At 68.0% G+C, this 12,061-nt stretch carries 9 protein-coding genes; 5 read left to right on the top strand and 4 right to left on the bottom strand.

Annotated features, from left to right (window positions below):
- Positions 1–2 precede the first annotated feature (2 nt).
- The 3 genes from NI2_RS07360 (at position 3) to NI2_RS07370 (ending at position 3,635) form a co-directional block, all read left to right on the top strand.
- Positions 3–1,175, top strand: coding sequence for a M20 family metallopeptidase (locus NI2_RS07360; protein ID WP_067487733.1), 1,173 nt, complete (start codon positions 3–5; stop codon positions 1,173–1,175).
- Complete coding sequence (locus tag NI2_RS07365) at positions 1,172–2,626, top strand: aspartate ammonia-lyase (protein ID WP_067487735.1); 1,455 nt, start codon at positions 1,172–1,174, stop codon at positions 2,624–2,626. Before NI2_RS07360 ends, NI2_RS07365 begins: the two co-directional genes overlap by 4 nt.
- 91 nt (positions 2,627–2,717) lie before the next feature.
- Positions 2,718–3,635, top strand: coding sequence for a LysR family transcriptional regulator (locus tag NI2_RS07370; protein WP_084476099.1), 918 nt, complete (start codon positions 2,718–2,720; stop codon positions 3,633–3,635).
- 3 nt (positions 3,636–3,638) lie between these two features.
- Here NI2_RS07370 and NI2_RS07375 read toward each other — a convergent pair whose 3' ends face one another.
- Entirely contained in the window at positions 3,639–5,072 is a 1,434-nt protein-coding gene (locus tag NI2_RS07375) for a purine-cytosine permease family protein (RefSeq protein WP_067487872.1), read from the bottom strand.
- 232 nt (positions 5,073–5,304) lie between these two features.
- Entirely contained in the window at positions 5,305–5,943 is a 639-nt protein-coding gene (locus NI2_RS07380) for a TetR/AcrR family transcriptional regulator (RefSeq protein ID WP_067487738.1), read from the bottom strand.
- A gap of 100 nt (positions 5,944–6,043) precedes the next feature.
- On the opposite strand from NI2_RS07380, the gene NI2_RS07385 reads away from it, so the two are divergent.
- Both NI2_RS07385 and NI2_RS07390 read left to right on the top strand, forming a co-directional pair.
- On the top strand, positions 6,044–7,528 hold the full coding sequence (locus NI2_RS07385) for an aldehyde dehydrogenase family protein (RefSeq protein ID WP_067487740.1): 1,485 nt from the start codon (positions 6,044–6,046) through the stop codon (positions 7,526–7,528).
- 44 nt (positions 7,529–7,572) lie between these two features.
- Positions 7,573–9,648, top strand: a complete 2,076-nt coding sequence (locus tag NI2_RS07390) for an oxidoreductase (protein ID WP_067487742.1) — start codon at positions 7,573–7,575, stop codon at positions 9,646–9,648.
- A 303-nt stretch (positions 9,649–9,951) separates the two neighbouring features.
- On the opposite strand, the gene NI2_RS07395 is transcribed toward NI2_RS07390, so the two are convergent.
- Positions 9,952–10,830: an MEDS domain-containing protein gene (locus tag NI2_RS07395; RefSeq protein ID WP_084476062.1), complete on the bottom strand. Its 879-nt coding sequence runs from the start codon at positions 10,828–10,830 to the stop codon at positions 9,952–9,954.
- A gap of 3 nt (positions 10,831–10,833) precedes the next feature.
- Positions 10,834–11,826 (bottom strand): MEDS domain-containing protein, encoded by a 993-nt coding sequence (locus NI2_RS07400; RefSeq protein ID WP_084476064.1) that lies wholly within the window; start codon positions 11,824–11,826, stop codon positions 10,834–10,836.
- Positions 11,827–12,061: the final 235 nt, after the last annotated feature.

Genomic DNA, 12,061 nt, shown 5'->3' on the forward strand with positions numbered 1-12,061 from the left:
CGATGATCCAAGACTTCAGCACGACGTCCAGGTCCGACGGTGCGGCACGTCGCAGCGCCGCGGGCACCGTGGCCGCGGACGCCGACCGTCTGATCGCGCTCTCCGAACTGCTGCACGCGAACCCCGAAACCGCCTGGGAGGAACACCGCTCCTCGCGCTGGGTGGCCGAGGCGCTCGCCGAGGCGGGTTTCACGGTGACCACGAACTATCTGGGACTGGAGACCGCCTTCCTCGCCGGCTACGGCAGCGGCCCGTTCCGGCTCGGCCTGTGCGCGGAGTACGACGCGCTGCCCGGACTCGGACACGCGTGCGGCCACAATCTGATCGCGGCGATCACTGTCGGCGCGGCACGCGCGCTGGCGCCGCTCGCCGATGCGGCAGGCCTCACCATCGAGGTCTACGGGACCCCGGCAGAGGAGGGCGGCGGCGGCAAGATCGAATTGCTGGAGCGCGGCGCCTTCGCGGGGCTGGACCTGGCCATGATGGCCCACCCGGCGCCCGTCGACGTCGCCGAGGCGCAACCGTTCGCGGTCTCGCACTCCCACGTCTCCTACCGGGGCAAGGCGGCGCACGCCGCGGCGTACCCCGAGCAGGGCGTCAACGCGGCGGACGCGTTCACGATCGCCCAGGTCGCGGTCGGACTGCTCCGTCAGCAGTTGCCGCCGACAGTCCGCGTGCACGGCGTGATGACCAATGGCGGCGAAGCACCCAACGCGATCCCCGCGCACACCGAGGGGCGCTGGTATGTCCGTGCGGAGAGCCTGGCCCAGCTCGCCGAGACCGAGGAACGGGTATGGCGCTGCTTCGAGGCGGGGGCCATCGCGACCGGCGCCACTCTCGACATCGCCGCCGAGAGCAAGCCGTACGCCGAGTTCCGCACCTACCAGACGGGGCTCGACGCCTACGTCCGCAACGCGCAGCGGCTCGGACGCGTCTTCGACACGGACTCGCCTGCCCGCCGAATGAACAGGGCCTCCACCGACATGGGCAACGTTTCCCAGGTGGTGCCCGCAATCCATCCCTACATCGGCATCAATTCCCTTCCCGCCCTGAACCATCAACCCGAGTTCGCTGCCGCCTGCGTCGGCGGTGACGCCGAGAAGGCAATTCTCGACGCCGCGACCGCTCTGGCCTGGACGGCGCTCGACATCGCCGAGGACACCGTCACGCCATGAGCACCGCGCCCTTCCGCACCGAGCACGATTCGCTCGGCCCGCACGACGTGCCCGCCACCGCCTATTGGGGTGTTCACACCGCCCGCGCACTGACGAACTTCGCGATCAGCGGCACGCCGGTCGGTGCGCACCGTGAGCTCGTCGCCGCTCTCGGGGCGGTCAAACTCGCCGCCGCCCGCGCCAACCACGATCTCGGCCTGCTCGACGATCGGCGATTCGACGCCATCGCGGCCGCCGCGGACGAGGTACGCATCGGCGCCCTGGACGGACAGTTCGTGGTCGATGTGATCCAGGGCGGGGCCGGTACTTCGACCAATATGAACGCCAACGAGGTCATCGCCAACCGCGCGCTGGAGATCCTCGGACTCGCACGCGGTAGCTATCACGAGATCCATCCACTCGACCACGTCAATCGCTGCCAGTCGACCAACGACGTCTACCCGACCGCGGTGCGACTCGCGCTGCTGACGATGACCGAGCGGCTGAGCGAGTCCATCACCGCCCTGGCCGATGCGTTCGCGGCCAAGGCGACAGAATTCCGCACGGTGTCGAAGATCGGACGCACCCAGCTGCAGGATGCCGTCCCCATGACTGTGGGCCAGGAACTCGGGGCCTACGCCGTGACTCTTCGCGAGGAACTGGCCCGGCTGGCCGACTCGCGCACGCTGCTGTGCGAGATCAATCTCGGAGCCACCGCGATCGGCACCGGCATCACCGCCCACCCGGACTATGCCCGCCGAGCAGTCGCGCATCTGGCCGAGATCGTCGGCCGGCCGGTCACCGGGGCCGGTGACCTGGTCGAGGCCACCAGCGATACCGGCGCGTTCGTCCAGGTCTCCGGCGTCCTCAAACGGATCGTGGTCAAGGCCTCGAAGATCTGCAACGACCTGCGTCTGCTCGCGTCGGGACCACAGGCCGGTCTTGGCGAACTCCAACTGCCCGCGCGCCAGGCCGGATCGAGCATCATGCCCGGCAAGGTCAACCCGGTCATTCCGGAGATGGTCAATCAGGTCGCCTTCTGGGTGATCGGGAACGACCTCACGGTGACGATGGCCGCGGAGGGCGGTCAGTTGCAGCTCAACGCCTTCGAGCCCGTCATCTGCCACGGGCTGCTCCAGGGATTCGCGTGGACGGCCGCGGCCTTCGACTCATTGCGTGAGCACTGCGTCGACGGCATCCGCGTCGACGCTGTCAAGCTCGCCGCGGCCGCGGCAGGCAATGCCGGTCTGGCCACGGCGCTGACGCCGTTGCTGGGTTACGCGCGCTCCGCCGAGATCGCCAAGGACGCGCTGAGCGGGGTCGCGGATGTCCGCACGCTCGCGCTCGCCATCCATGGCGTCGAGGCCGAGGCCCTCGACGCACTGCTGCGCCCGGAGCACCTGGCCAATCTCCTTCCCGAGTCGGCCGACGACAACGCTCGGATCGCCTCGCAGAGCAGTCCGCCGCACTGACCGGACCGTGGAACGAGCTCGCCTACCATCACTACTGATCGGGCCCATCCGGCCCTCGGCCCCTGGTAGCGGAATGGACAAGGACGCCCGCGTGACGAACTACGGTTTCACCCTCGTGCAGTTGCGCTATTTCGCCGCCGCCGCCGAGCTGGGCAGTATGACGGCCGCCTCCCGGAAGTTGATGGTCTCCCAGTCCGCTGTCTCGACCGCCGTCGCCCAGCTCGAGAAGGAGCTCGGCGTGCAACTGCTGCTGCGCCAACACGCGCGAGGGCTCACGCTCACCGCGGCCGGTGAGGAGTTCTACCGGGAGCTACGCAATTATCTTGTGCACACCGCGGAGCTGGCCGAGGTCGCACGCACCGCGGGCCGGGCGCTGATCGGAGATCTCACCATCGGTTGCTTCTCGACGCTCGCCCCTTTCGCGTTGCCGCAAATGCTGGCGGCCTGTGAGCAGGAGCATCCCGGTATTCGCGTGTCGGTGGTGGAGGACGAGCACGCCGTACTGAAGCAGGCCCTGCGCAGTGGCCGGTGTGAGTTGGCGTTGATGTACGGCTACGACCTCGAGGAGGACATCGACCATGTCCGCGTCGGCGTCGCGTCGCCGTATGCCCTGGTCGCGAAGGGGCATCCGCTCGGGCGTCGCAAGCGGATCACGTTGCGCGATCTCGCCGATGAGCCGATGGTGCTGCTGGACCTGCCGCACAGCGGCCGGTATTTCGAGCGCCTCGTGGAATCGGCTGGTTTTCAGCCGGTGATCCGGCATCGCACGTCGGGGTTCGAGACCGTCCGGGCGCTGGTCGCCAACGGCCAGGGCTGGTCGGTGCTCAACCAGCGCCCGGCGAGCAATACGACCTACGACGGATCCGAGGTGGTCGTCCTCGAGATCACCGATCGCGTGGAGCCCCTCGACGTCGTCCTCGCATCGATGGCGGGCACGCGCCGTACGGCGCGTGCCCAAGCCTTCATCCGATCCTCGATCCGCGCGGCACGGAGCCGAGCGGACCACTGAACCTCAGTGTGTACCGGCCGGTGGGGTGAGGGGCGCCCGCGACTTCTCCGGGGCATCCGCCGCTTCGGTGCTCGAGAAGCGGACCAGGAGCAGGTACACCACGGCGGTCACCGCGAACCCGACGAGCCACGCGAGGTCGAGGTTGTGCAGCGGTGCCGCGAGCGGGCCGGTGAACAGCGGTGTCACCATGAAGGGCAGCTGCGCCGCCAGGCCCACCGCGTAGCTGATCAGCCCGACTCGATTCCATCGGCCGTACTGCCCGCCGTCGCGCATGTAGAGGTCCGCGACGACGTAGTGCCCCTTGCGGACGATGAAGTAGTCCGCGAGGTTGATGGCCGACCACGGGATGAGGACGTAGAGCAGCAGCGACAGGAAGCTCTCGAACGTGGTCATGAAGTCGCCCTGCCCCAGGAGGGCGACCAGGGTGGCGACCGCACCGCACACCAGGGTTGTCAGCACGCGGGTACCGGCCGTCACGGTGACCTTGAACATCGACTGCAGCACGGTCAGCGCGTTCATGACCGCGGAGTACAGCTCGACGCTGTTGATGAGAGCCGAGGTGACCGCGAAAACGATGAGCGCGATGACCCCGATCCAGCCGAGGTGGTCGGAGAGCGCGGCGAGAGGGCTGGCGACATTCGCCGCACCGAGCAAAACACCCAGGGTCATGACGAAGACGGAGCTCCCGACGAGTCCGAGATAGGTGCTCCAGAACGCCGATTTGGGACCGGTCTGCTTCGGCAGGTAGCGCGTGTAGTCCGAGACGTACGGTGCGTAGGCGAGCTGCCAGACGATACCGATGGCCAGCATTCCGAACAGGCCCTCGAAGCTGAAGGCAGCCTCCGCGCGCTCTGCGGTGACTTCGGGCTTCATCCAGAGCAACGCCATCGTCACTGCGACCGTCACGCCGATCAGGACGGACATGTACACCATCGTTTTGCTCAGCAGGTCGTAACCGAACACGCACAGCACGACGCCGATGACAGCGAAGACGACGATGACCAAAGAGCCGTTCAGCTCCGGAAACACCACGGCGAGAGCATCTTTGGCGACGATCAGGATGCTGGCGAAGAAGCCGAGGAACATGATGAGCGCGATGACCGCGAAGAGGCTGCCGCCCTGGAACCCGAACTGGGCGCGGGCTTGCAGCATCTGGGGAATGCCGAGGTGCGGTCCCTGTGACGCGTGGAGCGCGGCGCCGACGGCCCCGATCACATTGCCGACCAGGATGGCGAGGATGCTCCAGCCGATGGTGAGGCCGTAACCGCTGCTCGCGACCGCGCCGGTGACAACGGCCAACGGCATCATGTTCAGCCCCACCCAGATCGCGAACAGCGACCACGGGGTCCCGGTGCGTTTGTTCTCCGGGATGGGCAGGATGTGCTCCTGCTCGAACTTCGCGAATGTCGTGGTGGCGACCTGTGGTTCGTGGGTCATGATCACTCTCTCTCGGCGCATCACCGCGCGGCTCCGAAGTGGTGCGGATCACGCCATCTTCCCGACGAATCAGCCATCTGTACACTTCACAAAACTGAACTTCGGCATCTGGAAAACAGATGAATGGCCCGCCTCGAGCCGTTCGTTCCGTGAGAACGTCGCGCCGTTGGCGGGTAGCAAGGCGCCGCACGAAACCTCGGCCGTCGGTGATTCCTTGCCGTTCAGGGCAAAGTTAGGCACCGACGACGCTTGTCTCTCCGGGAGCCACGGGGACGATCCGGACGCCCGTCGCCGAGTGTGCGTAGCTGGCCAGCTGCTGCTCCGCGCGAGCCAAGGTCATCGACGAATTGTGCGCCAGCAAGTGCAGTCCGAGGGCATCCTCGAGGGCCACGAAGTTACGCGCGATCACGTCGGACCCGTCGGTCAGGTCGAACTCGCCGAGCGCCCGACCGACCTCGAGGACCGAGGCGTAGAGCGAGACCTCACGGTCGAAGAGCAGCGTCATCAGGGTGGCGTGGATCGGACTGCGGCTCGCGCTCACCGAGATCTCGTCCAGCACCTGGCTGAGCAGCAAGTCCTTCCCGCGCGGAAGACCCGAGTACATCAGGCGTGCGAGCTTGACGGTCGGGCTGTGATCGCCTTCGATGTCGCGTTGCCGCGACCAGTAGTAGCGGTCGGTGGCCGCCCGGTGAGCGGCCTCGATCAACTCGTCGAGCTCCGGGTAGTAGTACGCGATGAGACGGGACGAGACGCCGGCCTCCTCGGCGATGTTCTTCATCGTCGCGCCGGCCAGTCCATGGCTGGCGATGGTGGTGAGAGTCGCCGCGATCAGATGCTCGCGGCGACCGGCCTGGTCCTTGAGTCGCGCCATGGAGTCACCGTAGCGCTCCCGCCGCAGGGTCGGACACCGAGATTGACAGCGGGTGTGTTCCACGGCATATTTGCGGTCCAGCGCAAAGAAAGGTTCGCTCGTGAGAACTCACCAGGACTGGATCGAGCTGGCCGCCGCGGCCACGCTCCACACCCGATCGTTCATCGGCGGCCGCTTCGTGGAGACCGGCGAGGCAGCATTCGAAAACCGCAACCCCGCGACGGGCGCGCTCCTCAGCGAGGTGGCCGACGCCGGACAGGAGGGGGTCGACGCCGCAGTTCGCGCCGCCCGCTCCACCTACGAGTCGGGGGTGTGGAGCCGCGCCGGTGTGGCCTTCCGCCGTGAGCGGCTGCTGCGCTTCGCCGATCTGCTGGCCGAGCACTCGGCCGAACTCGCGGTCCTCGACTCGCTCGACATGGGCAAGCGGGTCGTCGATGCCCACGATCTCGATCTGCCCTTCTCGGTGAACCTGTTCCGCTACTACGCGGAGGCCATCGACAAGATCAACGACGAGGTCGCGCCGACGCCGCCGGGCACCCTCGGCCTCGTCCGGCGGGTGCCGCTGGGCGTGGTCGGCGCGGTCATCCCCTGGAACTACCCGGTCGACATGCTGGCGTGGAAGGCCGCGCCCGCGATGGCGGCGGGCAACTGTGTGGTCCTCAAACCGGCCGAGCAGTCGCCGTCCTCGGCGCTGCGGATAGCCGAACTGGCGGTCGAGGCCGGAATCCCCGAAGGCGTCCTCAATGTGGTCCCCGGTCTCGGCGAGACCACCGGGCGGGCATTGGGTCTACACCCGGACGTCGACGTGCTCGCGTTCACCGGTTCCACTCAGGTAGGACGGTTGTTCCTGCAGTACGCGGGCCAGTCGAACCTCAAGCAGGTGTGGCTCGAGTGCGGGGGCAAGAGTCCGCACCTGGTCTTCGCCGACGCCGAGGACCTCGCCACCACCGCCGAGCAGACCGCGCTGGGCATCTGGTTCAACCAGGGCGCGGTGTGCTCGGCCCACTCACGCGTGCTCGTCGAACGCTCCGTGCACGAGGAGTTCGTCTCCTTGGTCGCGGCCGAGGCGGCGGCGTACGCGCCGGGGGATCCGCTCGACCCGGCGGCCGGTATGGGCGCGATCGTCTCCACAGAACAGACCGATCAGGTGATGGCGTTCGTCGACGGGGCCCGCGCCTCGGGCGCGCGCCTGGTGACCGGAGGCGAGCGTCTCACCAGAGGCGACAGCGACTGCTACGTGCAGCCCACGGTGTTCGATGACGTCGACCCGGCTTCCGCGCTGGCTCGCGAGGAGGTGTTCGGCCCGGTGCTCGCCGTGACGCCCTTCGACAGCGAGGAGCAGGCCGTCGCGCTGGCCAACGACTCGGCCTACGGGCTGGCGGCCTCGGTCGCCACGAGCAACCTCTCCCGCGCGCATCGCCTGACCGACCAGATCCACGCGGGCACGGTCACCGTCAACGGTGTGGACGCCTTCAGCGCGTGGACCCCGTTCGGCGGCTTCAAGGGATCCGGCTTCGGCCGCGACCTGTCACTGCACGCACTCGACAAGTACGTCGGTCTGAAGACCGTGTGGATCAACCACTGAGCCGCGCCGGCGCCACTCACCCAGCCTGACCTAGGAGATCTCCCATGACCGAGCAGCCGCCCGCCGTGGCCGCCCCGTACGACATCCTGTTCGAGCCCGTCAAGATCGGGCCGTTCACCACCAAGAACCGCTTCTACCAGGTGCCCCACTGCAACGGCATGGGCTATCGCGACCCCAGTGCGCAGGCCGCGATGCGCAAGATCAAGGCCGAGGGCGGCTGGTCGGTGGTGTGTACCGAGCAGGTGGAGATCCACGCGACCTCCGACATCGCCCCTTTCATCGAGCTGCGGATCTGGGACGATCAGGATCTCCCCGCGCTGAAGCGGATCGCCGACGCGATTCACGAGGGCGGCGGCCTGGCGGGTATCGAGCTGGCGCACAACGGTATGAACGCACCGAACCAGCTCAGCCGCGAAACCCCGCTCGGCCCCGGACATCTGCCGGTGGCCCCCGACACGATCGCGCCGGTCCAGGCGCGGGCGATGACCAAGCAGGACATCGCCGACCTGCGACGCTGGCACCGCAACGCGGTCCGCCGTTCGATCGAGGCCGGCTACGACATCGTCTACGTGTACGGCGCTCACGGCTACAGCGGCGTCCACCACTTCCTGTCCCGGCGCTACAACCAGCGCACCGACGAGTACGGCGGCTCGCTGCTCAATCGGATGCGGCTGCTGCGTGAGCTGCTCGAGGACACCCTCGAGGAGTGCGCGGGCCGGGCAGCCGTCGCGTGCCGGATCACCGTGGAGGAGGAGATCGCCGGCGGCATCACGCGCGAGGATATCGAGGGCGTACTGCGGGAGCTCGGGGAGCTTCCCGACCTGTGGGACTTCGCGATGGGCAGCTGGGAGGGCGACTCGGTCACGTCCCGGTTCGGTCCGGAGGGCAGGCAGGAGGAGTTCGTCGCCGGTCTCAAGAAGCTGACCACCAAGCCGGTTGTCGGCGTCGGGCGCTTCACGTCACCGGACGCGATGGTCCGCCAGATCAAGGCAGGCATCCTCGACTTGATCGGCGCGGCCCGCCCGTCGATCGCCGATCCCTTCCTGCCCAACAAGATCCGTGACGGCCGGTTGAACTTGATCCGCGAGTGCATCGGCTGCAATATCTGCGTCTCCGGAGACCTCACCATGTCGCCGATTCGTTGCACCCAGAACCCGAGCATGGGTGAGGAGTGGCGGCGTGGCTGGCACCCGGAGCGGATCCGGGCGAAGGGCAGCGACTCCCAGGTCCTGGTGGTCGGTGCCGGGCCTGCCGGTCTGGAAGCGGCCCGTGCGCTCGGGGTGCGCGGATACGACGTCGCCCTCATCGAGGCGCGCCGAGAGCTGGGCGGCCGGGTGCGCCAGGAGTCGCGACTGCCTGGCCTGTCGGCGTGGGGGCGCGTCCAGGAGTACCGCGAGGCCGCGATCGCCGAACTGCCGAACGTCGAGGTCTTCCGCGAGAGCCCGATGACGGCCGCCGACATCATCGAGTTCGGCTTCCAGCACGTGCTGGTGGCCACCGGTGCGACGTGGCGCACGGACGGTGTCGCCCGCTTCCATACCACACCGCTGCCGATCGCCGAGGGTGCGCAGGTGCTCGGGCCGGACGACCTGTTCGCGGGTCGACTCCCCGAAGGCAAGACGGTCCTCGTGTACGACGACGACCACTACTACCTCGGTGGAGTCGTCGCGGAACTGCTCGCCCAGCAGGGCTACGACGTCTCGATCGTCACCACCCAGTCGCAGGTGTCCGCCTGGACGAACAACACCTTCGAGGTCAACCGCATCCAGCGCCGTCTCATCGAGAACGGCGTCACCCGGATCACCGACCACGCCGTGACCCGCGTCGGTGCCGGAGGGGTCGAGGTGACGGACGTGTACGCCGGCGCAGTCCGCGAAATCGAGTGCGACGCCGTGGTCATGGTGACCGCCCGCTTGCCACGCGAGGAGCTCTACCTCGAACTCGAGGGGCTGCGCGCGGAGGGCGAGCTGCGGTCGGTGCGCGGCATCGGCGACGCCTGGGCGCCCGCCACGATCGCCGCGGCCGTCTGGTCGGGCCGCCGCGCCGCCGAGGAGTTCGACGCCGAGCTACCGTCCAACGACGAGGTGCCCTTCCGTCGTGAGGTGACCCAGCTGGCCTGAGGGTCGGTCGACCGACTCTGTCCACAGGGCGGTCGACCCCACCCCGCGTGTTCGAGCGGAACCGGATCCACCGTCGTCGATCAGAACTGCACCGCCGAGTCGACGCGGTGGTCGTGTCCGGCCGAGCGATGAGGCAAGGCTCGTAGCGGACGGTGAGGATGGCAACGTCGTTCAGTGGGCTTATCCGCACGGAGAGATGCGCACCACTTCGAACATGCCGAGGGTCGGTTGACACGCCTTCGCCGGGTGGTGAAGTCGCGATCGAACCGATAGGCCACGACGGCAATCCGCACGGAAGCCGGCTCAGGAATCGGTGCGCTCGATCAACCGTCGGGGATCGAAATCCATCACGTTCCATACCCGCTCGACGACGGGATGGGCGTTGGCCAGCCGTATCGACCGGTGTGCACGCTGGGACGGATCCATGCCCGCCAGTACCGCCGAGGCGCGCACACTCAGGAACGCCAGACCGCTGACGTCGAGGTCGGCGCCCTCGCTCGGCAAGACCTCGAGCGCGCCGATCAGGGCGGGAATGCCGAATTGATCGATCTCTCCCTCCAGGAAACGGTGGCCGTCTCGCCAGTACATCCCGAACGTCGTGGGGACCCGGGAGGGGCCGTGGCGCAACGGGTGTACGGCCATGACCGCGCCCAGATCCTGCCCGGTCGCGGTGAGGTCGTAGGCACACATCGCGGCTACCGGGTTACCGCCGGCCATGAACGCGTCCGCGACGTGTTCCCACCGGACGTGACCGGGACGGCGTGCGGGATCGAGGTTCAGGGCGGTGATGTCGGTGAAGACGCGAATGCCCGCGAAACCCGCGTCGAGGGCCGATGCGACTTCGCCGCGGAAATGAGCAAGCTGGGCTTCGGCGTCGATCGGCGCGGACAAGTCGTAGACCTCCCCGAGGGAGGTATGGGTCAGTTCGTGGCCGGCATCGGCCGCGGCGAAAGCGGCTCGCAAGCGGTCACCGGCATCGTCGTCGTCGGTGACCGCGAGCAGCCGCTGCCCGAGCGCGGCACCCTCGAGCAGCCATTCCACGGCGGCGCGGTCGCGTTCAGCGCGGGTGGTATACGCCATACAGGCATGATCGTGGCAGCCGCCGCTTCGCTTATCGATCAGCGCACCCGCCGCCCTGGCCACCGAGGAACCGCGCGCGGGTGCGGAGAGATCGATCGACATACCTCAGATTCCTTCCCTCAGGTCAGGGGAGGGGATTTCGCACCACACGTTCTTGGCGTGCCCTGCCGGGTCCGGTTCGATGCCCCATCGGCTGCCCAGTGCCGCGATCAGGATCAAACCACGTCCACCGACCGCACTTCCGCGGTCGGTGCCCATGACCGGCCGGCGCGGGCTGAGGTCCTCTGCCTCGATCTTCACCGTCCCCTCGGCCTGGGACAGATGGATCCGGAACGCGGTGTGCGCGTGGGCAACCGCGTTGGCGGCGAGTTCGGAAACGACCAGGGCGGCATCGTCGATGACCGCGGGGCCGTGCTGCCATTCCCCCAGCCTGCCGGTGACGAATCGGCGCGCGGCGCTGACTGCGCTGGGTACCGGCAGATAGGATCGAGAATCGCTGTCCGGGTCGGCGCTCGGCCCGAGCGCGGGCTGGGCGGCGGTGTAGCTGTCGGGAGCGAGGATCTCGGAATGCTGGGCGCACACTTGCTGCAGGCGCATCAGATCGTCGGCGCCGGCGAGTATGTCACGCGGATAGGCACAGTAGAGCAGGAACCGATGGCTCTGAGCCAACTCGTTCCACATCGCTTCGAGCTCGATCGCGGCGGCCGGATCGCCGTCGGCCCACAGCAGCGCCACCATCTCACCGAACGCGCGCACGGAACGCCCACCCGCACTCGCAGCGGCGATGACCTCGCCGATCACTTCGGCGAAACGAGCCCGGTCGAGCGCGCCGTCGATGGTGAAGCTCGCCAAGGTCTGCTCGGCATCCAGGGTTCGATAGCGGCCGGCCGCGGCCAAGGCAGCCAAGTCCGAGCCGTGCTCGCTCAACCGCGTCGCGATGGCTTCCCGATGCGCGGGTGTGGCGATCACCACGGCCGCACCGTCGGTGTCCAACCCCTGCCCGAGGAAGTCGCTGACGTTGCGGGCCAGTTCCTCCAGCCCGTCGTAAATGCTCACGACGTGGTCGTGCGGTGAAGCCACCCCAGCCTGGACACTCATAAGGACGAGGCTACGGTATCCGGCCGGTCACCGGGACCGCGATTCCGAGCGGATAGAGCCGCGTGGGCCCGGCGAGGCTGCCGACGCCTCGGGCCTGGTTTGCCTCCGCTGATGTCGTCGGTTTCTCGAGGCTCTCAGATTGAGCGGTGTTGAACCCCAAGCGCTCTGCCTGCGGTTTCGCGACTCGCACGCTTGTCCTGATGCTGACCGTGGTCGGCTTCACCGACACCGGGCT

It is taken from the genome of Nocardia ignorata NBRC 108230, from assembly GCF_001612905.1.
In the GTDB taxonomy this organism is placed as follows: domain Bacteria; phylum Actinomycetota; class Actinomycetes; order Mycobacteriales; family Mycobacteriaceae; genus Nocardia; species Nocardia ignorata.